A 22039-nucleotide genomic window follows, 5' to 3' on the forward strand; every position below is an offset into this window, starting at 1 on the left:
ACCCCTTCTGCCACCGCTCGTTGGGTCAGTCCAGGTCGCTGGCCGAATGCCGCTCGGCCAGTTGCTCGCCCGGCTCACCCCAGGTGCGATTGACCCTACGGCCACGCTGCACCGCCGGCCGCGCGGCGATGGCCTGGGCCCAGCGCTGCACGTGCTGGTAGTCCTGCACGGAAAGGAATTCCGCGGCGTTGTACAACTGACCCAGCACCAGGTTGCCGTACCAGCTCCAGATGGCGATGTCGGCGATGCCGTAGTCCTCGCCGGCCACATAGCGGCGCTCGGCCAACAGGCGGTCGAGGACATCGAGCTGGCGCTTGGCTTCCATGGCGTAGCGGTTGATGGGGTATTCGAGCTTTTCCGGCGCATAGGCATAGAAATGCCCGAAGCCGCCGCCCAGGAAGGGCGCCGAGCCCATCTGCCAGAACAGCCAGTTCAGTGTCTCGGTGCGACCGGCGTGATCCTTCGGGATGAAGGCTCCAAAGCTGTCGGCGAGATAGAGCAGGATGGCGCCGGACTCGAAGACACGCAGCGGTTCGGCGCCGCGACGATCCACCAGGGCTGGGATCTTGGAGTTCGGGTTGATCTCGACGAAACCGCTGGAAAACTGATCACCTTCCCCGATACGGATCAGCCAGGCGTCGTATTCGGCGTCGGTGTGCCCGAGCGCCAGCAGTTCCTCCAGCAGGATGGTCACCTTCATACCATTGGGCGTACCCAGGGAGTAGAGCTGGAAGGGGTGCTCGCCGACTGGCAGCTCCTGGTCATGGGTCGCGCCGGCGATGGGGCGGTTGATGCTGGCGAAGTTGCCGCCGGAGGTAGTAGGGGTCCAGACGCGTGGGGGCGTGTAGGGTTCGCTCATGGTGGCTCTGTCCTCGGTCGACACGGATGGGTAGTTCGATCATAACCGAACTATACATTGGGTCTGTTCAGTGGCTCTCAAGCTGGCGACAAACCGGATCAAGGAAAGCCGTTCAGGCGTTCTGTTCGGTCAGGCGCTGCACCGTCAGGCTACGGTATTGCCGCGGGGTCATGCCTTTGAGCTGGTGGAAGCGTCGATTGAAGTTGGAGATGTTGTTGAAGCCGGCCTCGAAGCAGATATCGGTAACCGGCATGCTGCTGTGGGAGAGCATCTCGCAGGCCTTGCTGATGCGCAGGCTGTTGACGAATTCGACGAAGGTGCGACCGGTAGCCTGACGGAAGAAGCGGGAAAAATAGGTGGGCGTCATGCCCAGGTGCTCGGCCACTTCTTCCTGGGTGAAGTCACGCTGGTAGTGATCGAAGATGAAATTCAGCGCCCGGTTGGTGCGATCCACCGCCTGTTCGCTGGCCGTGGCCGGTTCGACGCTGCCGGACAGCAGCTGATAGCGCTCCGACGTGGCCAGCGCCTCCATCAACACCAGAAAATGGCCGAGGCGGGTGGCACCGCCGCTCTCGGAGATCTGCTGCAGCAACACCTCGGCGCGGGCGATCAATTGCGGATCCTGGAATTCGATGCCATAGCGGGCACGTTCCAGCAGCGGTGCCAGGCCGCTAAGTTCGGGAAACACCGCCGTGGCGTTATCCACCGTCTCGTTGGTGAAGTTGACCAGCATGTCGCGCTTGGCCACCACCTCGCCCTCGGCGACGCGGCTGATCCAGTTGTGTGGCAGATGCGGACCGGTCAGGAACAGGCTGCCCGGATAGAAGTTGCCGATATAGTCGCCAATGAAGGCGGTCCCCGAACTGGCCACGATCAGGTGCAGCTCGTATTCCTTGTGGAAATGCCAGCGCACCAGCGGGCAGGGAAAGCCATGCTCCCGGTAGATGACCGAGTGACCGCTCAGGTCCTCCATCAACTCGTAGGAAGGGTTGTTCTTGCGCAAGGCCTGACTCATGGACCGCCCCGTCATTGTTCTTGGTCCTGATCCTGGCCCTGTTCGCGCCACCGTGCAACCCCGCCTCACCCTGCCCGCAGGACTACCGCCGCACGCAGCTTGCCGCGACCAAAGCGACTCATCTTGTCGAATTCGGCGTGGGACACGGGAATGTGCTGGCAGTCCAGTTCGCGACGGTGCTGGCTGTGGTCGACATCGGGATCGTGCAGGTAGACGAAGTCCTCGTCGCAGTCGGTGACCAGCACCCAATGAGGTCCCTTGGCCTTGGTCAGCCGGAAGGAGCTGATCAACACCAGTGGAAAAGCGCCCTCGGCGACCCAGGCGGCCACGTCCAGGCGGGTACGGTAGAGCCGCTCGATGGGCGATTGCTTGACCTCGGTGCTGAAGTCCTCGTGCACCAGACGCATGACCTCCTTCTTCTCCTCGCTGCGCACGCCGTCGAGGAACAGCGGGCCGCGCGTATTGACCTGCAGGGTCACCTTGAAGCCACGGCGCAGCGCCGCCAGCGCCAGGCCATGAGGTCCGCAGCCGCCATGACCGGCGGTCATGTAGATGGTGGTGGCTTCGCGCCACAGTCGCAGCTCCTCGCGCCGCTCCAGCGGGCGGCCCGGCTGCAGCGCGCCCATGGCCATCAGCAGGCTGGCCGGGCCGCAGGTGAAGTCGGTGGTTTGACGATAGAAGGGCACCGGTCGGGCCTGGCCCTCGCGCGGCTGGCGGATGCGCTTCTCGAAGCGCAGCGCCTGGCTGTGGTCTTCGTAATAGTCCTCCACCGTGGCGAAGGGCAGATAGCCGTTGCGCTCGTAGAGGGCGATGGCGGCGGCGTTGTCCGGTCGGACCTCCAGGCGCAGGTAGGCGCAGTCGCGCTCCACCGCCTCGGCTTCGGCAGCCTCCAACAGGCGCTGGCCCAGGCGATGACCGCGCGCGTCCGGATCGACGGCGATGGAATAGAGCCGGGCGAGAGAAGTGTTCTGGTGGAACAGCACCAGGGCGTAACCGGCCACCTGGCGGTCGTTTTCCGCCAGGATCAGGACCGCGTTCGCACGGGTGAGCATGTAGTGGAAATTGCGCCGGGAAAGGCGGTCATAGCTGAAGCAGCGGGCTTCCAGATCGACCAGTGCCGCCAGATCGTCCAGCCCGGCGGGCCTGAGCATGAAACTCATCGCGAAGGATTCTCCTGGAGCAGAGCGGGCAGCCTGGCATGGTTAAGCAACGGTTAATAGCACCCGCGTTACAACAGTTGGAGTGGTCCGGCGGCATCCGGGTTTCCACCGGGACCACGCCCCGCAACCAGGAGGTCCAGTGAGCAAGCTGTATATCGTCGTGGAACGCAAGGAAGACTGGTCGTCCTACTATCCCAGCGAAGACGTCATCACCGCCCAGGAATACCTGGAGCAATCCAACGAACAGGACAATGGCAAGCGCGTGCAGGTGATCAACCTCTGCCGCAGCCAGAAGTACCTCGGCCACGGCTACTACTGCTCGCTGCTCGCCGAAGCCCGGGGGCACAAGGTCATCCCCTCGGTGCGTACCATCAGCGAACTGGCGCGCAAGTCGCTCTATGGCCTGGCGCTGGAGGATCTGGACAAGCTGCTGACCAAGGCGCTGGCCGGTCATCCCTACGGTAGCGCCGACGGCTTCACCCTCACGCTCTATTTCGGCAACACCGACATCGCGCCTCTACAGGATCTGGCGCGCCAGGTATTCGAGGCCTTTCCCTGTCCGCTGCTGCTGGTGGAATTCCGCCGCGACCGCGCCGGCTGGCACATCGGCGGCCTCAAGCTGGGCAGCATCCACAAGCTGCACGAACAGCAGGAAGATCAATTCGCCAACGCCCTTGACGGTTTCAGTCGCCGCGTCTGGCTCAAGCCGGGGCGGCGCGAAAAATATCGTTTCGACCTGGCCATCCTGCATGACCCCAAGGAAGCCTTTCCGCCGTCAGATGCCAAGGCGCTGAAGAATTTCGTGCGCGTCGGCAAGCACCTGGGGCTGGACGTGGAGCTGATCGAAAAGAAGGATTACGCGCGGCTGGGTGAATTCGACGCCCTGTTCATCCGCGAGACCACCGCCATCGACCACCACACCTATCGCTTTGCCAAGAAGGCCGAAAGCGAGGGTCTGGTGGTGATGGACGATCCACGCTCGATCCTCAGATGCACCAACAAGGTCTATCTGGCCGACCTCTTGCGCGCCCACAAGCTGGACATGCCGGCGACCGAGATCCTCTACAAGGACAATCCCGGCCAGCTCGAGGGCCTCGGCGAGCGGCTGGGCTTTCCGCTGGTGTTGAAGATTCCCGATGGCTCCTTTTCCCGGGGCGTCATCAAGGTCGAGGACGCGGCGCAGCTGCGCAAGGCCAGCGCCGAGCTGTTCGAGCGCTCGGTACTGCTGCTGGCCCAGGAGTTCTTCTACACCAAATACGACTGGCGCATCGGTGTGCTGAACCAGGAGCCGATCTTCGCCTGCCAGTACTTCATGTCCAAGGGCCACTGGCAGATCTACGACCACAGCGCCAGCGCCACCGAGGTCAGCGGCGATTTCCGCACTCTGGCGGTGCAGGACGCGCCCCATGCGGTGGTCGAACTGGCGGTACGCACCGCCAATCTCATCGGCGATGGTCTCTATGGCGTGGATCTGAAACAGGCGGGCGACAAGCTGGCGGTGATCGAGGTCAACGACAACCCCAACATCGATTGCGGGGTAGAGGACCTGGTGCTCAAGGACGATCTCTACGCCCTGGTGCTGGAGGAATTCATCCGGCGGCTGGAATCGCAACGCGGCGGACAGCCCTGGTAACGCGCCAGGGTCGCGGAGGGGTAGGTTGGGTTGAGCGTAGCGAAGCCCAACAGTCCAGGCTGACTCCGCCATGTTGGGCTTCGACGGTAAAACCGCCTCAGCCCAACTTACGGAAACGGGCTCAGGCGCCGTGGCACTTCTTGAATTTCTTCTCGCTGCCGCACGGGCAGGGATCGTTGCGACCCACTTCCTTCAGCGGATTGCGCACCGGCTCCTGGGCATGACCATGGTTGCAGTGCGGGCCGTGGACGTGGTGCGCATGGCCATGGTCGTGATCGTGGTCGTGATTGCAATCGGGACCGTGGACGTGTTGGTTCATCTCATAACTCCGGGATGTAGGCGCCAGGCACGAACTGTCCCTGGCGAGAAAAATGGACACTGCGGCCGAACAGCCAACCGGTCTTCACCCGGCCACGCAGGCGGTAACTGATCGGCTGCTCAGGGTCTTCGAGCATGCGGCCCACGTCCTTCACGTAACGCCACAGATTGGTCTGCACCGGTACGGAGAAGCTGCGTCGACCGTTGGCGGGAACTGACGCATGCAGGTTGGCGACGCCCTGGGACAGCAGCAGATCGTTCAGGTAGACGGTGTAGGCCAGGCTACGTACGGGCAGAGCGCTGTCGTTGGGATTCTGGACGCGGAAGTGCAGCACGAAATCCTGGCTCCACAGCCGCGCACGGATCAGCTCCACGCCGGTCAATTCGACCTGAGGCTCGTCATAGTTGCGCCCGATATAGGTACAACCGCCAAGACTGCTGAGCAAGACGCCGAGCAGGGTGATGAACAAGGCCTGGCGAAGCATGCGGCACTCCCGTTTTCTGCGCAGTTTAACAAGCACCGATTGCTGCACAAGTCGGGGCCGCTTCGGCACAGGCTAACAAAAAAACGCCTGGGCCTGGCGACCGTGCGGACTGGACCACTCCGGCGCGACGTTGCATCCTGCACCTCTTGCCGTGACCGAGGAGGTCGTCATGTCCGCCGTGCTCTATGAAATCGCCTTCCAAGGCGAACTGGTCGCTGGCGCCGATGCGCAGCAGACCCGACAGAATCTGATGCGTCTGTTTCAGGCGGATGAACAGCGCATCGCCGTGCTCTTTTCCGGTCGCCGCATGATCATCAAGAACCGCCTCGATGCCGCCACGGCCGAGCGCTATCGCGCCACCCTGGCCCAGGCGGGGGCGCTGGTGGAGGTCGTGCCCATGGCCGAGACGATCGAGCCGGCTGCCGCACCTGCCGAGTCGCGGGGACCTACCCCAGCCCCCGCGGCGACCGCCTCGCGACCTTCCGCCGAGCGTGGATCTCTGTCGGTTGCTCCCCGGGATGCCGTGATGGCGGCCTTCGTTGATATCCAGGCGCCGGATTTCGGCCTGGCACCGGTGGGCGCCGATCTCCAGGATGAGGCCGCACCCGTGGCGTCGCCGCGAGTCGATCTCTCACACCTGAGTCTGGCGCCGGTGGGCAGCGACCTGGGGCCGGCGTCCGAGCCGCTACCCGTAGCGGTCCCTGATACCGATCACCTGACGCTGGTCAAGGAATGAGCGCGGCCGGCGTTACAGGAAGCCGGCGCAGCACTTTTTGAACTTGGCGCCGCTGCCACACAGGCAGGCGTCGTTGCGACCCGGCAGGGGGCGTACGGTCGGATCGAGGAAGTACCAGCGTCCCTCGTGCTGGACGAAGCCCGAGTGCTCCTCATGACGATGGGCGCCGCGCCCATCCTCCCAGCGCGCCACGAAGCTGACCCGGGCATGGGCGGGATCCCCCGGCTCGGGGCGATGCTCCAGCACCTGCAACCCTTGCCAGCGACTGCCCAGACTCCAGGCCGCCAGGGCCTCCCGGTCCAACTGCTCCTGCTGGGCAGGCGCCGTGGTGGTTACCAGGTAGTCGATCAGCCCCAGCACATAGGCGCTGTAGCGTGAACGCATCAGCCGTTCGGCATCGGGCGCCGGAGTACCGGCATGAAAGGCTCCGCAACAGTCGCCGAGCGAGCGGTCCGAGCCACAGGGGCAGGGGGCCATTGGTTGCATCTCACCACCAGTACTTGCCGAAATTCTGCGGATTGGCCCAGAACTTGGCATTGAGCCAGTCCGGGACCTGCTTGTAGTCGTGCAGATCATAGCTGAACAGGGTGACCACCTGGCCCTCGCGGGCGAAGCGCTCGCTGGCCTGCAGGGCGAGGGCGTAGAAGTCTGTCACCTGCCAGTCGCTGGCGGCCAGGTCCACCAGCACCGCCAGGCGCGAGGTGTTGAGGTTGCGCAGGCCGCCGAGCAATTCGCGGCCCTGGCGCAGCGGCAGGTGTTCCAGGCAATCGGCGACGATCACCAGGTCGTAGCGCTCGGCCAGCAGCGCCGGGTCATCCAGGGGCACCGCTGCCTGCACCACCTGGCAGTGCGGATGGGCCTCGGCATAGGCCTCAAGCGCTGGCAGCGGCTCGCGCGCCACACAGAGCAGGCGCTTGGGCTGGTGGTGCTCGAGCAGGCTTGCCAGAGCCTGTTGCGGGGTGCGGGAGGAGAATATGTTTGCCATTAAGGGAACCCTAATCAAATCGCGATTGACTAAGCAACCAGCGTTGTCAAGATGTGTACGCCACCATTAGTCTGACAGCGCCATAAAACGAAAGACGAGCCTAACTCGCGGCACCCGGTCTATAGGAGACCCTTCATGAGCAAGAGCATCGCAAGGACAGCTTTACCCCTCATCCTGGCAAGCACCGTGCTGGCTGGTTGTGCGGGCGGCGTACAGAAATCCGATTGGCCGGTGTGCGCAGCGGTCGGCGCCCTGGTCGGCGGCGCGGCAGGTGCTACTCAGAGCGGTAACGTCGCCGGCATGGCGGCCCTGGGTATCGGCACCACCGCTGGCGCCTATTGCTGGGTGCATGGTAAGGGCAACGAGCAGGTCGCTCGCATGGAACCGGCCCCGGCCCCGGCTCCGGCGCCCGCACCGGCTCCCGCACCGGCACCGCTGCCCAAGCAGGAAGTGATCACCGCCCGTGACCTGCACTTCGCCTTCGACTCCGCCGAGGTCAGCCCGCAGGATCGTGCTCAGCTCGATGGTATCGCCGGCCGTCTGCGTGGCGAAGCCGCCAGCACCCGCCTGTCGATCACCGGTCACACCGACAGCAAGGGTACCGATGCATACAACCAGCGTCTGTCCGAGCGTCGTGCCAAGTCGGTCAGCAACTACCTGATCCAGGCCGGTGTGCCGGCGGCCAGCGTCGTGTCCGTGAAGGGCATGGGCGAGCGTCAGCCGATCGCCACCAACGAGACCGCTGAAGGCCGTGCCACCAACCGCCGCGTCGAAATCCAGATCGACCGCGAGTGATGCACCGGCGGCGGACCCTGGTCCGCCGCCTTTACTTTTTCCGGCGATAGGCGTTATGGTCCGATCCATCTCGTCCTCCTGCTGGAATCCATGAAAACCCTGTCCCTTACCGGCAAAGTTCTACTCCTGCTGTTCTGGCTCGCCGCAGCCGCCGCCCTCGCTCTGCCTCTCGCTCGTCCTTTCCCCGAATTGCTCGCGCTGGTCGCCCTGGCCCTGCTGCTGCTCCATTTAGGCGAAGTCTTCGCCAGCCGTCGTGCCTTGCGTCTGCGTCGCCACCCCTGGCTCGACCGCCTGAGCCTGTTGATCTTTGGCGCCTTTCATCGCCTGCCCCCTCAGCTGCCGAGCGCCTGATCGGCCTGCGACCACAACGTTGGGCGCATCCTGACGACAGGCGCGTTATCATAGCGCCCAAGATCCATTACTGTAGATGCATACAGCGCTCGTCCGCCGGACGTGGCGCTGCTTTGCCATCGCCCGGAACCAGGCATGCTCAGCACCGAACTCAAGACCCAGATCCAGGGCGCCTACACGCGTTTCCTCGAAGCCAAGTCGCTCAAGCCGCGCTACGGCCAGCGATTGATGATCGCGGAAACCGCCAAGGGCCTGGGCGCCATCGCCCAGGACGAGGAGGGCCATCGCGAAGGTGAGCCGGCCGTGGTGGCGGTGGAGGCGGGCACGGGTACCGGCAAGACCGTGGCCTACGCCCTGGCCGCCATCCCCGCGGCCAAGGCGGCTGGTAAGCGCTTGGTCATCGCCACGGCGACGGTGGCACTGCAGGAGCAGATCGTGCACAAGGACCTGCCGGACATCCTGCGCAACAGCGGGCTGTCCTTCAGCTTCGCCCTGGCCAAGGGCCGTGGCCGCTACCTGTGTCTGTCCAAGCTCGATATGCTGCTCCAGGAAGGCCAGGCGCAGAACGCCACCGCCCAGCTGTTCGCCGAGGATGGCTTCAAGATCGACGTGGACGAGGCGTCCAACGAGTTGTTCGGCAAGATGATCGAGCGCCTGGCCGGCAATCGCTGGGACGGTGATCGTGACAGCTGGCAGGAAGCCATCGAGGACGTCCAGTGGTCGCGCATCACCACCGACCACAGCCAGTGCACCAATCGCCATTGCCCGAATTTCCAGCAGTGCGCCTTCTACCGGGCGCGCGAAGGCATGACCAAGGTCGATGTCATCGTCACCAACCATGACCTGGTGCTGGCCGACCTGGCCCTGGGTGGCGGCGCCATCCTGCCGGATCCGCGCGACACCCTCTATGTGTTCGACGAAGGCCACCACCTGCCGGACAAGGCCATCGGCCACTTCGCCCATTTCACCCGGCTGAGATCCACCGCCGAGTGGCTGGAGCAGATCGCTAAGAACCTCACCAAGCTGTTGGCCCAGCACCCCCTGCCGGGCGATCTCGGCCGGCTGGTGGAGCAGGTGCCGGAGTTGGCGCGGGAAATCCGCACCCAGCAGCAATTCATGTTCACCGCCTGCGAGGCTCTGGCCGATTTCCGCGCCGGCGAGGACATGGAAGGCCGGGAACGGCCGCGCCACCGCTTCGTCGGCGGGGTCATTCCCGAAGACCTGCGGGAAATGGGCATCGAGCTCAAGAAAGGCTTCGCCAAGCTCACCGATCTGTTCACCCGCCTGACCGAGATGCTCAAGCAGGCCATGGACGGCGAGTCCAGCATTGGCCTCGCCAGCTACCAGGCCGAGGAGTGGTATCCGCTGTTCGGCAGTCTGCTGGCAAGATCCCAGGGCAACTGGGAGTTGTGGACGGCCTTCACCTGCGAAGACCCGGAAGACAGCCCGCCCATGGCGCGCTGGATGACCCTGGCGGAAACGGGATCGCTGTACGACATCGAGGTCAACGCCAGCCCCATCCTCGCCGCCGAGATGCTGCGCCGCCACCTGTGGAATGTCGCCTACGGCGCCCTGGTGACCTCGGCGACCCTGACCGCCCTGGGCACCTTCGACCGCTTCCGCATGAGATCAGGCCTGCCGCGTTCGGCGGCCACCGCCGTGGTCCCCAGCCCGTTCCGCCACGCCGAGGCCGGGGTGCTGCGGGTGCCGGATCTCAAGGCCGATCCGCGCAATGCGGCCGAGCACACCGCGGCCATCGTTCGCGAATTGCCGGCCATGCTGGAGGGCGCGCGTGGCGCCCTGGTGCTGTTTTCCTCGCGGCGGCAGATGCAGGACGTCTTCGACGGCCTGGAACGGGACTGGCGCAAGCGGGTGCTGATTCAGGGCAACCTGTCCAAGCAGGAGACCCTCAACAAGCACAGGAAGCGCGTCGATGACGGCGAGGCCAGCGTGCTGTTCGGTCTTGCCAGCTTTGCGGAAGGGGTCGACCTGCCCGGTGCCTACTGCGAGCACGTGGTCATCGCCAAGATCCCCTTCGCCGTGCCGGACGATCCGGTAGAAGCCGCCCTGGCCGAGTGGATCGAGGCGCGCGGCGGCAATCCGTTCATGGAGATCGCCGTGCCCGATGCCTCGCTGCGGCTGATCCAGGCCTGCGGTCGGTTGCTGCGTACCGAGCAGGACAGCGGCACCATCTCGCTGCTGGATCGCCGCCTGGTGACCCAGCGCTACGGCAAGGCCATCCTCAATGCGCTGCCGCCGTTCCGGCGGGAGATCCAGTAAGAGATCGCGGCCATGGCGGTTCGCTGTTGCGGCCGCTTCTAGGTGACATTACGTGCAACTGCCTTGTCGCGGCCATGGCGGTCCGCCGAAGCGGCCGCTCCTACAGACACATCGGACCTTGTAGGAGCGGCCCATGGCCGCGATACCGAAGAACCACAGCAAGGAAAACCCATGACCGTCCACGGCTATCACGACCTGAGATTCGAATCCGTCCGCGAGGCCTTCGCCGAGTTGCTGGCCGCCGGCCAGACCCGCGGGGCGGCGCTGTGCGTCCAGGTCGGTGGTGAAACCGTGCTGGATCTCTGGGGCGGGATGGCCGACAAGGACAGCCAGACGCCCTGGCACACCGATACCCTGCTCAATCTGTTCTCCTGCACCAAGGCCTTCACCACGGTGGCGGCGTTGCAGTTGGTGGAGGAGGGCAAGCTGGCCCTCGATGCCCCGGTCGCCGAACGCTGGCCCGCATTCGCTGCGGCCGGCAAGGCCGACATTACTCTGCGCCATTTGCTTAGTCATCGCTCCGGCGTCTCCGCCTTGCGCGAACGCCTGGCGGGTGACGCCCTGTACAACTGGGACACCATGACCGCTGCGGTCGCCGCCGAGGCACCCTGGTGGACGCCTGGCACCGCCCATGGCTATGCCCCTATCACCTTTGGCTGGCTGCTGGGTGAACTGATCCGTCGCGCGGACGGCCGTGGTCCGGGCGAGGCCATCGTGGCCCGGACCGCCAGGCGCCTGGATCTGGATTTCCACATCGGTCTACCGGCGAGCGAAGACGCGCGCGTCGCCCATATCGTACGCGGCAAGGGGGTGCTGGGTGATGCCGCCGCGCAGCGCCTGCTCAAGACCACCATGAGCGATCCGGGCGCCTTGCCGACCCTGGCCTTTGGCAATCCATCCGGCGTGCTCACCAGCACCAACAAGGCGGAGTGGCGCCGCTTCGAGCAGCCGGCCGCCAACGGCCACGGCCATGCACGCAGCCTGGCAGGCTTCTATGCCGGCCTGCTGGCCGGCGATCTGCTGGAATGGGAGACCTTGAGCGAGGCTTTGGTGGAGCACAGTCAGGGCGAAGACCGTACGCTCTTGACGCCGACCCGCTTCGGCCTGGGCTTCATGCTCGATCAACCGGACCAGGCCAACGCCACCTATGGCCTCGGGCCTCAGGCCTTCGGCCATCCGGGGGCGGGCGGCTCGACCGGCTTCGCCGATCCGGAGCGCGAGGTGGCCTTCGGCTTCGTCACCAACACCCTGGGACCCTATGTATTGATGGATCCGCGCGCCCAGGCCCTGGCACGCGCGGTAGGGGAGTGTCTTTGAGGCCCTCGGCTAGCGGGCGATGGCCGTCTCGATGTCCTTGAATTCGATCACCCGGACATAGGGCGCGATCTCGCCGCTGATGGAGAAGTGCGCGCCGATCACCGTGACCTCCACGCCTTCGTTTTCCACCAGGTATTGGACCACCTCGTGGAAATCGCCGTCGCCCGCCACCAGGTAGAGCTTCTTCCAGCCGCGCTTGGCATGGGAGCGCATCAGGTTGAAGGCCAGGCCGACATCGACGCCCTTCTGGCTCTTGGTGGTGTACTGCTCGCCCGTCACCGGATGCAGGATCGGCCCGCCGCCTGCCGAGGTAGGCCATTCGTGGGCCTTGCTCTGCAGCCAGTAGAGCTTGACCCTCAGGCCTGCACCCTTGGGCGGCGCCGAGCTGAGAAACTTGTTGAAGTTGGTCTGGGCGACGGTGGGCGGGTCGCTATCGCAGTTGAAGTAGTAGGCGTCGCCTATGGGTTCGCCCGCATCCTCTTCGATGAAGAGCCGTAGTTTGAGATAGTCGAATTTGGCGCCGTATACCGAGCCGTTCCAGGCGCTCAAGGCATAGGCCCCGTCGACAAACCAGGCGACGCCCGTTCGAGTTGTAGTTGCCATCGTATTGCTGGGACCAGGTCTTTTACCGTTGATGGGCGCACACCCGCACGCGGGATGCGCGGCGTCTATTGTGGGCTTAATTCCCGGTTTTCGCTGCAGCTAACGAGCGGCATCTTCCGATACCGCGAGCTAGAGCGGCTGCGGACGGGGGAGCGGACGTTGGATCGCCGTTTGCGTCGTGCCAGGTTGCCAGCGCCCGCATGATCGCCTAGCCATCGCGGGTGACAACTGGCATAGGTGAGGTCACGTCACAGTGGCTTCCCGCCCATCGTTGGCGTGAGCTGCATCGACGATCAGTGCCGGCTGCAGCAGCCGGATTCGTGGTGCCACATGGTAGGCCCCGTCGTCGTTATGCCTCAGGTAGAGACGCTGGCAGCCCAGGCACCGCCATAGCGTGCTCTGGTTGTAGGGATGGAAGCGCGGAGCGATGGGGGCGGCATTCGACCAGTAGTGGGTGCCTGCCGGATGATACTCCTCGAGGATCGCCTCCTCAGGCGCGTGGCGCCCCAGGGTGCCGATCTGCGCAAAGTCCGTTTCCCGGTAGCCCACCGGCCAGGCGGTCCATCCCGAAAGATCCCGCTGCTGGCAGCGGCACGCCTGCGTGATGGCGTCGGACCTGGCGGCCAGGTCCTCGAGCGTCGCGACATCGACGAAGCCTTCCATGATCAAGCCTCCTGCTGGCCTGGTGCCTTTGCTGGAAACGGATGCGGGCTCACGGGTGACCCCTTTTGTCGCTTCGGGCCCTCGGAGAACCATCGAGTGGGGTACGCAGGACCGAGCGGATTTTCCCCTTGTCTTGAGCAAGGACACGCCACTGGTCGGCATACACGCAAATTTCGTGACTCCACCGCTTTGCCCGGCGTAGGTTTGCGGCCACAATCTCGAAACTACTTTAAGTTCACTCATGCCACCGGCTCTGGCCGGGGCATTGATTCACTCTGTCCTCCGGCTCGCCGATGGGAAACTTTGCATGAAGCTGATCAAATCCACCACCCTCATTCTCTGCATGGGCGTATCCGCCTGCAGTTCCTTCCAGGGCACTGGCGACCAGGCCACCGCGCCTGCCAAGCCGGGCACTGCTCAAGCCAGCACCGCCGCCAACGGCGGACACTGGTGGTGGCCGTTCGGCGGTAGCGACAAGGCTGCCGAACCGGTCAAGCCGGTGGCCAAGGCCGCCGAGCCCAAGGCCGACACCAAGGTCGTGGCGAAGGCACCGGCGGCCAAGCCGGAGCAGGCCGCTGCGGCGGGTGAGAAGGGCGGTCACTGGTGGTGGCCCTTCGGTAGCGAAGACGTCAAGCCCGTCGCCAAGGCGGAAGCGCTCAAGCCGGTACCGGTCAAGGTCAGCAAGGCCTGGCTGGACGAGCACGAGCAGAAGCTGCGCGTGGCCGTGGCCGGCAGCAACGTCAAGGTCGAACGTCGCGATGATGCGCTGGTGCTGGTGGCGCCGGTCGATAGCTCCTTCAACCCGGATCGCGCCGAGATGCTGCTGCCGGTGATGCTCGGCCCGCTGTCGCGCTCGGCCAAGTCGGTGAGCGTGGACGAAGACAGCGCCGTCATCGTGCTCGGTTTCAGCGACAGCACCGGTGCCGCGGCGCTCAACGACAAGATCAGCCTGCAGCGCGCCCAGGCCGTGGCGGCCATCTTCCGTCTCAGCGGCTACAGCGGCAATCGCCTGATCGTGCGTGGTCTGGCCGCCGCTCATCCGCGTGCCGACAACACCACCGCCGCCGGCCGTGCCGTCAATCGCCGGGTCGAGGTGCTGATCCAGCCGCGCGCGACCGTGCTGGCCAGCCTGCAGTCCTTGGCGGCGCGCTAGCTACAAAGCTTGTCCTGAAGCAGGCGAGCCAGGCGGGACTTGGTTAAGCTAGGTCGATACCGACCTAGCAGGAGACTTCCATGTCACCGTCCCTCGCCGATATGCGTCGCGACTACACCCGCGACGGCCTGACCGAAGCCCAGGCACCCGCGGATCCCTATGCCCTGTTCGGGCAGTGGTTCGAAGAGGCGGTACGCACCGAGCAGCCGCCCGTCGAAGCCAACGCCTGCTGGCTGGCTACCGTCGATGACGAGGGGCAGCCCCATTGCCGCGTGCTGTTGCTCAAGGGCGTCGATCCCCAGGGCTTCGTCTTCTACACCAACTACGACAGCGCCAAGGGCCAGCAAATGGCCAGGCAGCCGCGCGCGGCCATGACCTTCTTCTGGCCGGCGCTGGAACGCCAGGTGCGCATCGAAGGCCGGGTGGAGCAGGTGTCGACCGAGGAATCCGACGCCTACTACCGGGTCCGCCCACTGGGCAGTCGCCTGGGAGCCTGGGCCTCGCCGCAGAGCCAGGTCATCGCCGACCGTCACGAACTGGAGCAGCGCCTGGCCGCGGTGCAGCAGCGCTTCGCCGACGGCGAACCGAGCCGACCGCCGTTCTGGGGTGGCTATCGCCTGAGGCCCCAGCGCATCGAATTCTGGCAGGGCCGCTCCAGTCGCCTCCATGATCGGCTGGACTACCAGCGCCTCGACGGTGAGTGGCAGCGCCAGCGCCTGGCGCCTTAAGGCGTTCGCAAGGTACCCGGGTTACAGTCACCGGAAACCTCCCTGGATGCCCTGGGTCAAGGATAATAGCGATCTGCGCCTGCATCCTTGTGGGTGCGGCCAGTGTCTTTCAACTGCCCTTGGAGTTGCCCCATGAACAGAGTCCTTCAGCTCGCCGCCTCCCTGACCGCCGTCGCCCTGCTGGCCGGCTGCGCCTCGGATCAGTCCGGCGACGTCTATTCGCGTGACGAGGCCCGGCAGGTGCAGACGGTCCGTACCGGTACCATCACCGCCCTGCGTCCGGTCACCATCGAGGGCACCAAGTCGCCCATCGGGGCCGGGGCTGGTGCCGTGGTCGGTGGTATTGGCGGGAGTGCCATCGGCGGTGGCCGTGGCAGTTTCGTGACCGCCATCATCGGGGCGGTGGCGGGCGGCCTGCTGGGCTCGGCCACCGAAGAGGGCTTTACCAAGGCCAACGGCGTCGAGATCACCGTGAAGGAAGATGACGGCGGCTCGCGTGCCTATGTGCAGGCGGTCAACAAGGGTGAGATCTTCCGCGTCGGCGAGCGGGTGCGCATCCTGACCGTCAACGGCACCAGCCGCGTCGCGCCCAACTGATTTCTCGGGCGTACCGGAAGGTACGTCCTTGCCCTTCCAGAGCGGGTGTCCGAATCGCTAGACTGCGAGTCGGACGCCCGTTTGCGTTTTCGCCCGTAAATAGTTGTCGCCTGGGCGCAATGCCGCGTCTGGAGGTCGTCCTACAATCCCCCTCAGTCACCGCCGTGATCGGCAGGAGAAATCCCGATGTCCGCTTCTCAACCCAACGTGCAACGCGCCGCCTTCGATGAGGTGATGGTCCCGACCTACGCCCCTGCCGCGTTCATTCCGGTGCGAGGAGAGGGCTCCCGCGTCTGGGACCAGGCCGATCGCGAATACGTCGATTTCGCCGGCGGCATCGCGGTCAGCGCCCTGGGCCATGGCCATCCGGCGCTGATCGACGCCCTGACCGAGCAGGCCGGCAAGCTCTGGCACGTGTCCAACATCTACACCAACGAACCCGCCCTGCGTCTGGCTCGCAAGCTGGTGGACCACACCTTCGCCGACCGGGTGTTCTTCGCCAACTCCGGCGCCGAAGCCAACGAGGCGGCCTGCAAGCTGACCCGGCGCTATGGCCATGACGTCAGCGGCGGCAGCCGTTACGAGATCGTCGCCGCCACCAACAGCTTCCACGGCCGGACCCTGTTCACCGTCAGCGTCGGGGGGCAGCCCAAGTATTCCGATGGTTTCGGTCCCAAGATCGAAGGCATCCGCCATGTGCCCTTCAACGACCTGGCCGCTCTCGAAGCCGTGGTGTCGGACAAGACCTGCGCGGTCATCCTCGAACCCATCCAGGGCGAGGGCGGCGTGCTGCCGGCCGACCAGGCCTACCTGGAAGGCGCCCGTCGCCTGTGCGACACCCATGGCGCCCTGCTGATCTTCGACGAGGTGCAGAGCGGGGTCGGTCGCAGCGGTCATCTCTACGCCTACCAGCACTATGGCGTGGTGCCGGACATCCTCACCACCGCCAAGAGCATCGGCGGCGGTTTCCCGCTGGCGGCCATGCTGACCACCGAGAAGGTCGCCCAGCACTTCAGCGCCGGCGTGCACGGCAGCACCTATGGCGGCAATCCGCTGGGCTGCGCCGTCGGCGCCGCGCTGCTGGACATCGTCGCCACCCCGGAAACCCTGGCCGGTGTCGCTGCCCGTCACCAGCGCTTCGTCGCCGGTCTGGAGCAGCTCAATGCCCGCTACCACCTGTTCCAGCAGATCCGCGGCCTGGGCCTGCTGATCGGCGCCGTGCTCAACGACAGCTGGAAGGGGCGCGCCAAGGACATCGTCACCGCCGCCAACGAGGAAGGCCTGATGATCCTGCAGGCCGGCCCGGACGTGCTGCGCATGGCGCCAAGCCTGATCATCGCCGAGACCGATATCGACGAAGGCCTGGCCCGCCTGGATCGTGCCCTGGCGCGCCTCACCCAAGGCTAATCTCCGGACGCGGGACGCGTACCGCTGGCATCCAGGGATGGATCCGTACACAAGGAGTTCTCATGCTGGTAATGCGCCCTGCGCGCGCGGCGGATCTGCCCCTGGTCCAGCGGCTCGCCGCGGATAGCCCGGTTGGCGTCACCTCGCTGCCCGACAACCCCGAGCGGTTGCGCGACAAGATCCGCACCTCGGAGTCGTCGCTGGCGGCCGAGGTGGGCTTTCATGGCGAGGAGAGCTATTTCTTCGTGCTCGAAGACACCACTAGCGGCGAGCTGCTGGGCTGTTCGGCCATCGTCGCCTCGGCGGGCTTCTCCGAGCCCTTCTACAGTTTTCGCAACGAGACCTTCATCCACGCCTCGCGCGAGCTGAAGATCCACAACAAGGTGCATGTGCTGTCGCTCTGTCACGACCTGACCGGCAACAGCGTGCTGAGCAGCTTCTACGTCCAGCGTCCGTTACTCGACACCCCCCACGCCGAGCTCAATTCCCGCGCCCGCCTGCTGTTCATGGCCGCCCACCCGGCGCGCTTCGCCGAGACGGTGGTGGTGGAAATCGTCGGCCTGGCGGACGAAGACGGCGAATCGCCGTTCTGGAACGGGGTAGGGCGTAACTTCTTCGACATGGACTACGCCGCCGCGGAGCGCCTGTCGGGGCAGAAGAGTCGTACCTTCCTGGCCGAACTGATGCCGACCTATCCGCTCTATGTGCCCCTGCTGCCCGACAGCGCCCAGGAGGCCATGGGTCAGGTGCACCCGCGCGCCCAGATCACCTTCGACATCCTCAGTCGCGAAGGCTTCGAGACCGACAACTACATCGACATCTTCGATGGCGGTCCGACCCTGCACGCCCGCACCACGGCCATCCGCTCCATCGCCGAGAGCCGTCTGGTGCCGGTGAGCGAGGGCGCAGCGGCGTCCGAGGACGCGCCCTGGTTCCTGATCGCCAACGACGGCCTGGAAAACTTCCGGGCGCTGGCCACGCCGCTGCGCTGGACGCCTGGCGAAGCCGTCGTCCTTTCCCCCGAGCAGATCGCCACCCTGGAGATCGCCGAAGGCGACCGGGTTCGTCTGGTAGCGCTGTAGCCGATCCTAGCGTCTTTGGAGGTCCGATGATCGTCCGTCCCGTCACCCGTGCCGATGTGCCCGCGCTGCTGCAACTGGCGCAGGCGGCCGGCGCCGGCCTCACCACCCTGCCGGCCAGCGAAGAACGCCTGGCGCAGCGGGTGGAAAATGCCGAGCGCAGTTTCCTGCAGCAGGTTGAAGCCGCCGATGCGGACTATCTCTTCGCCCTCGAAGAGGACGGCGAGGTCATCGGCATCGCCGGGATCGCCGCCGCCCTAGGGTTGCGCGAGCCCTGGTACAACTACCGGGTCGGCCTGACGGTGAGCGCCTCGCGCGAACTGGACATCCACCGGCAGATTCCCACGCTGTTCCTGGCCAACGACATGACCGGCAGCTCCGAACTCTGCTCGTTGTTCTTGCGTGCGGATCGGCGTGGTGGCGCGGCTGGGCGCCTGCTGTCCAAGTCGCGCTTCCTGTTCATCGCCGAATTCCGCGAGTTGTTCGCCGAGCGCCTCATCGCCGAGTTGCGCGGCATGTCCGACGACCAGGGCCAATCGCCGTTCTGGGAGGGCCTCGGGCGGCACTTCTTCAAGATGGAATTCTCCCAGGCCGACTATCTCACCGGCATCGGCAACCGCGGCTTCATCGCCGAGCTGATGCCGCGCTTTCCGCTCTACACCTGCTTTCTGTCTCCAGAGGCGCGCCAGGTGATTGGCAAGGTACATCCGGACACCGAAGCCGCCCGCCGCCTACTGGAGGCCGAAGGCTTCAACTACCAGGGCTATGTCGACATCTTCGATGCCGGCCCGACCCTGGAGGCGGAGACCGCCAAGGTGCGCGCGATCCGCGACAGCCAGCGCCTGGTGCTGGCGGTGGGCACGCCTGGCGATGACGCCGAGGTGTATCTGATCCACAACCGCAAGTGCCAGGACTGCCGCATCACCAGCGCCCGCGCGCGCCTGGCGTCCGGCACCCTGGTGGTCGATCTGGCCACCGCCCGCGAACTGCGGCTGATGGCCGGCGCCCAGGTGCGCGCCGTGCGCCTGATGCCCTGAGGAGCGCTCATGGATAGCCTCTATATCGCTGGTCAGTGGCGCCCCGGGCGCGGCGAGACCTTCACCTCGCTCGACCCCTACGCCGGTACCGCGCTGTGGGAGGGCGCGGCCGCGGACGCAGCGGACGTCGACCAGGCGATCGCCGCGGCGCGCCAGGCCTTTCCTGCCTGGGAAAGACGCGGCCAGGCCGCGCGTCTGGAGATCCTGCAGGCCTTCGCCCAGGCGCTGCAGCAACGCCGCTCCGAGCTGGCCCGGGCCTTGGCCGAGGAAACCGGCAAACCGCTGTGGGAGGCCGATACCGAGCTCGGCAGCATGATCGCCAAGGTGGCCATCTCGGCCCAGGCCGAAGCGGCCCGTAGCGGCGAGCGTTCGGCTAGCGTGGCGGACGCCCGCAGCGTCACGCGCCATCGACCGCACGGCGTCCTGGCGGTCTTCGGTCCCTACAATTTCCCCGGCCATCTGCCCAATGGCCATATCGTCCCGGCGCTGCTGGCTGGCAACACAGTGGTGTTCAAGCCCAGCGAGCTGACGCCGCGTTTCGCCGCCCTGACCCTGGAATGCTGGATCGCCGCCGGGCTGCCGGCCGGGGTGCTCAATCTCGTGCAGGGCGGTCGGACCACCGGCGAGGCCCTGGCCGCGCATCCGGGCCTGGACGGCATCCTCTTCACCGGTTCCAGCGCCACGGGCGCGGCCCTGCACCGCCTCAACGCGGACCGTCCGCAGCGGCTGCTGGCCCTGGAGATGGGCGGCAACAATCCCCTGGTGGTGGAGCCGGTGGCCGATCTGGACGCCGCCGTGGTGACCATCGTTCAGTCGGCCTTCCTTTCCGCCGGGCAGCGCTGCACCTGTGCCCGTCGCCTGCTCGTGCCCCAGGGTGACTGGGGCGACGCCCTGCTGGCGCGTCTGGCAAGCGTCAGCGCGGGTCTCAGTACCGGCCGCTTCGACGCCGATCCGGCGCCTTTCATGGGCACCGTCATCTCCCTCGCCGCTGCCCAGACCCTGCTGCGGACTCAGGCCCAGCGCCTGGCGCAGGGTGGCCGCGCGCTGCTGGAGATGCGTCAGCCGGATGCGACGCGCGCGCTGCTTACCCCGGGCATCCTCGATGTCTCGGGGATCCCTGAATTGCCCGACGAGGAAGTCTTCGGTCCGCTGCTGCAGGTCCAGCGCTATACGGACTTCGACCATGCCCTGGCGCTGGCCAACGCCACCCGCTTCGGCCTCGCGGCCGGGTTGCTGGCCGACGATCCGGCCACCTACGAACGGTTCTGGCAGGGCGTGCGCGCCGGCATCGTCAACTGGAATCGTCCCCTGACCGGGGCGGCCAGTGCAGCGCCCTTTGGCGGCGTCGGCGCCTCGGGCAATCACCGTCCCAGCGCCTATTACGCCGCGGACTACTGCGCCTTCCCGGTCGCCTCGCTGGAGAGCGAAGCCCTGAGCCTGCCTGCCCAATTGCCCCCAGGATTACACCTATGAGTCACCTCGCTCTCGCTGCTCGGGAGGTCAATTTCGACGGCCTGGTCGGTCCGACCCACAACTATGCGGGCCTGTCCTATGGCAACGTGGCCTCCCAGGCCAGCAAGCAGCAGTGTTCGAATCCGCGCGAGGCGGCACGTCAGGGCCTGGCCAAGATGCAGGCGCTGATGGAGCTGGGCTTCGAGCAGGGGGTCCTCGCGCCCCACGAGCGGCCCGACATCGCCTCCCTGCGCCGCCTGGGCTTCGCCGGCAGTGATGCCCAGGTGCTGGAAAGCGCCGCGCGCGAAGCCTTGCCGCTGCTGCTGTCCGCCAGCTCCGCCTCGGCCATGTGGACCGCCAACGCCGCCACCGTCAGCCCGAGCGCCGACACCCATGATGGCCGGGTGCATTTCACCCCGGCCAACCTGGCCTGCAAATTTCACCGCAGCCTCGAACCGACCACCACGGCGCGCATCCTCCAGGCGATGTTTCGCGATCCCGCGCATTTCCAGCACCATGCGCCGCTGCCCTCGGTGGCCCAGTTCGGCGACGAGGGCGCGGCCAACCACACCCGCTTCAGCCACGACCACGGCGCCCCGGGCGTGGAGTTCTTCGTCTTTGGCCGTAGCGCCTTCGATCCGCGCTATCCCGAGCCCCATCGCTATCCAGCTCGCCAGACCCTGGAAGCCTCCCAGGCCATCGCCCGGCTGCACGGGCTGAGCGAGGAGGGCGTGGTGTTCGCCCAACAGAATCCGGCGGTGGTGGACCAGGGCGTCTTTCACAACGACGTCATCTCGGTGGGCAACGCCCAGGTGCTGTTCCATCACGAAGACGCCTTTCTCGACAGCGACCGCGTGCTGGATGAACTGCAAGGCAAGCTCGCCAGGCGCGGCGGCCAGCTGCAGCGCCTCTGCGTGCGCCGCAATGAGATCAGTGTCGGCGACGCCGTGCGTTCCTACCTGTTCAACAGCCAGTTGCTGGATCGGCCGGGGCAGGGCGCGCTGCTGGTGGTACCCGACGAGTGCCGGCAGAATCCGGCGGTGTGGGATTACCTGCAGGCCCAGGTCAATAGCGCGGGGCCCCTGGGCGAGGTCAAGGTGTTCGATCTCAAGCAAAGCATGCAGAACGGCGGTGGCCCCGCCTGCCTCCGGCTACGGGTGGCCCTCAAGCCCGACGAGCTGGCGGCGGTGAATCCAGGGGTGCGCTTCACGCCGACGCTGCACACCCAACTACTCGACTGGGTGGACCGCCACTACCGCGACCGCCTGGCACCCGCGGATCTCGCCGATCCTCAGCTGCTGGGCGAGGTCCGTACCGCCCTCGACGAGCTGACCCAGTTGCTGGGCCTCGGCTCGGTCTATCCCTTTCAATTGCCCTGATGCCCGG

General features: G+C 65.9%; 23 protein-coding genes. 14 read left to right on the forward strand and 9 right to left on the reverse strand.

Annotated elements, in window-relative coordinates:
• Positions 1-25: 25 nt before the first annotated feature.
• The 3 genes from yghU to V6W80_RS07485 all read right to left on the reverse strand — a co-directional run bounded on the left by yghU (position 26) and on the right by V6W80_RS07485 (position 3034).
• The gene (yghU, locus tag V6W80_RS07475) at positions 26-859 is read right to left on the reverse strand and encodes a glutathione-dependent disulfide-bond oxidoreductase (protein WP_064306601.1); all 834 of its coding nucleotides are present in this window, start codon (positions 857-859) and stop codon (positions 26-28) included.
• 112 nt (positions 860-971) lie between these two features.
• Positions 972-1874, reverse strand: a complete 903-nt coding sequence (locus V6W80_RS07480; protein WP_017638820.1) for an AraC family transcriptional regulator — start codon at positions 1872-1874, stop codon at positions 972-974.
• A 65-nt stretch (positions 1875-1939) separates the two neighbouring features.
• A complete protein-coding gene (locus tag V6W80_RS07485; protein ID WP_338546438.1) occupies positions 1940-3034 on the reverse strand; it encodes a GNAT family N-acetyltransferase/peptidase C39 family protein in 1095 nt (364 codons plus the stop codon).
• 139 nt (positions 3035-3173) lie between these two features.
• Between V6W80_RS07485 and V6W80_RS07490 the strand changes: the two genes are divergently transcribed.
• Positions 3174-4667: a RimK family protein gene (locus tag V6W80_RS07490; protein ID WP_338546439.1), complete on the forward strand. Its 1494-nt coding sequence runs from the start codon at positions 3174-3176 to the stop codon at positions 4665-4667.
• A gap of 121 nt (positions 4668-4788) precedes the next feature.
• Here V6W80_RS07490 and V6W80_RS07495 read toward each other — a convergent pair whose 3' ends face one another.
• Both V6W80_RS07495 and V6W80_RS07500 read right to left on the reverse strand, forming a co-directional pair.
• The gene (locus tag V6W80_RS07495) at positions 4789-4986 is read right to left on the reverse strand and encodes an SEC-C metal-binding domain-containing protein (protein WP_058762382.1); all 198 of its coding nucleotides are present in this window, start codon (positions 4984-4986) and stop codon (positions 4789-4791) included.
• 1 nt (position 4987) lies between these two features.
• Positions 4988-5470, reverse strand: a complete 483-nt coding sequence (locus V6W80_RS07500; protein ID WP_064306598.1) for an LEA type 2 family protein — start codon at positions 5468-5470, stop codon at positions 4988-4990.
• A gap of 169 nt (positions 5471-5639) precedes the next feature.
• On the opposite strand from V6W80_RS07500, the gene V6W80_RS07505 reads away from it, so the two are divergent.
• A complete protein-coding gene (locus tag V6W80_RS07505; RefSeq protein ID WP_068385456.1) occupies positions 5640-6206 on the forward strand; it encodes a hypothetical protein in 567 nt (188 codons plus the stop codon).
• A gap of 12 nt (positions 6207-6218) precedes the next feature.
• Here the strand turns inward: V6W80_RS07505 and V6W80_RS07510 are convergent, their stop codons facing one another.
• Both V6W80_RS07510 and V6W80_RS07515 read right to left on the reverse strand, forming a co-directional pair.
• Positions 6219-6692, reverse strand: coding sequence for a YchJ family protein (locus V6W80_RS07510; protein ID WP_338546441.1), 474 nt, complete (start codon positions 6690-6692; stop codon positions 6219-6221).
• Between the two features lies 1 nt (position 6693).
• Positions 6694-7191, reverse strand: coding sequence for a DUF6231 family protein (locus V6W80_RS07515; RefSeq protein WP_068385463.1), 498 nt, complete (start codon positions 7189-7191; stop codon positions 6694-6696).
• A gap of 135 nt (positions 7192-7326) precedes the next feature.
• On the opposite strand from V6W80_RS07515, the gene V6W80_RS07520 reads away from it, so the two are divergent.
• From V6W80_RS07520 to V6W80_RS07535, 4 genes are all read left to right on the forward strand, one after another.
• On the forward strand, positions 7327-7986 hold the full coding sequence (locus V6W80_RS07520; RefSeq protein WP_064306594.1) for an OmpA family protein: 660 nt from the start codon (positions 7327-7329) through the stop codon (positions 7984-7986).
• Between the two features lie 90 nt (positions 7987-8076).
• Complete coding sequence (locus V6W80_RS07525) at positions 8077-8337, forward strand: DUF1145 domain-containing protein (protein WP_017638810.1); 261 nt, start codon at positions 8077-8079, stop codon at positions 8335-8337.
• Between the two features lie 135 nt (positions 8338-8472).
• Entirely contained in the window at positions 8473-10617 is a 2145-nt protein-coding gene (dinG, locus tag V6W80_RS07530; protein WP_338546443.1) for an ATP-dependent DNA helicase DinG, read from the forward strand.
• A gap of 171 nt (positions 10618-10788) precedes the next feature.
• A complete protein-coding gene (locus V6W80_RS07535; RefSeq protein WP_338546444.1) occupies positions 10789-11934 on the forward strand; it encodes a serine hydrolase domain-containing protein in 1146 nt (381 codons plus the stop codon).
• A 9-nt stretch (positions 11935-11943) separates the two neighbouring features.
• On the opposite strand, the gene V6W80_RS07540 is transcribed toward V6W80_RS07535, so the two are convergent.
• Both V6W80_RS07540 and V6W80_RS07545 read right to left on the reverse strand, forming a co-directional pair.
• Complete coding sequence (locus V6W80_RS07540) at positions 11944-12537, reverse strand: NYN domain-containing protein (protein ID WP_017639689.1); 594 nt, start codon at positions 12535-12537, stop codon at positions 11944-11946.
• A gap of 243 nt (positions 12538-12780) precedes the next feature.
• Positions 12781-13200 carry a hypothetical protein gene (locus V6W80_RS07545; RefSeq protein WP_173146770.1) on the reverse strand — a complete coding sequence of 140 codons (420 nt, stop codon included), beginning with the start codon at positions 13198-13200 and terminating at the stop codon, positions 12781-12783.
• Positions 13201-13507: 307 nt separating this feature from the next.
• On the opposite strand from V6W80_RS07545, the gene V6W80_RS07550 reads away from it, so the two are divergent.
• The 8 genes from V6W80_RS07550 to astB all read left to right on the forward strand — a co-directional run bounded on the left by V6W80_RS07550 (position 13508) and on the right by astB (position 22032).
• Positions 13508-14353 carry an OmpA family protein gene (locus tag V6W80_RS07550; protein WP_068385472.1) on the forward strand — a complete coding sequence of 282 codons (846 nt, stop codon included), beginning with the start codon at positions 13508-13510 and terminating at the stop codon, positions 14351-14353.
• 80 nt (positions 14354-14433) lie between these two features.
• Positions 14434-15081, forward strand: coding sequence for a pyridoxamine 5'-phosphate oxidase (pdxH, locus tag V6W80_RS07555; protein WP_338546445.1), 648 nt, complete (start codon positions 14434-14436; stop codon positions 15079-15081).
• A gap of 132 nt (positions 15082-15213) precedes the next feature.
• Positions 15214-15678 (forward strand): glycine zipper 2TM domain-containing protein, encoded by a 465-nt coding sequence (locus V6W80_RS07560; protein WP_017639693.1) that lies wholly within the window; start codon positions 15214-15216, stop codon positions 15676-15678.
• Between the two features lie 186 nt (positions 15679-15864).
• Positions 15865-17085, forward strand: a complete 1221-nt coding sequence (locus V6W80_RS07565) for an aspartate aminotransferase family protein (RefSeq protein WP_338546446.1) — start codon at positions 15865-15867, stop codon at positions 17083-17085.
• 62 nt (positions 17086-17147) lie between these two features.
• Positions 17148-18167, forward strand: a complete 1020-nt coding sequence (gene aruF, locus V6W80_RS07570) for an arginine/ornithine succinyltransferase subunit alpha (protein ID WP_338546447.1) — start codon at positions 17148-17150, stop codon at positions 18165-18167.
• 26 nt (positions 18168-18193) lie between these two features.
• Positions 18194-19201, forward strand: a complete 1008-nt coding sequence (gene astA / locus V6W80_RS07575; protein WP_338546448.1) for an arginine N-succinyltransferase — start codon at positions 18194-18196, stop codon at positions 19199-19201.
• A 9-nt stretch (positions 19202-19210) separates the two neighbouring features.
• Positions 19211-20674 (forward strand): succinylglutamate-semialdehyde dehydrogenase, encoded by a 1464-nt coding sequence (gene astD / locus V6W80_RS07580; protein ID WP_338546449.1) that lies wholly within the window; start codon positions 19211-19213, stop codon positions 20672-20674.
• Positions 20671-22032, forward strand: coding sequence for an N-succinylarginine dihydrolase (gene astB, locus V6W80_RS07585; RefSeq protein WP_338546451.1), 1362 nt, complete (start codon positions 20671-20673; stop codon positions 22030-22032). The genes astD and astB overlap by 4 nt, the downstream gene beginning before the upstream one ends.
• Positions 22033-22039: the final 7 nt, after the last annotated feature.

It is taken from the genome of Pseudomonas benzopyrenica, from assembly GCF_036884265.1.
GTDB classification, from domain to species: Bacteria; Pseudomonadota; Gammaproteobacteria; order Pseudomonadales; family Pseudomonadaceae; genus Chryseomonas; species Chryseomonas benzopyrenica.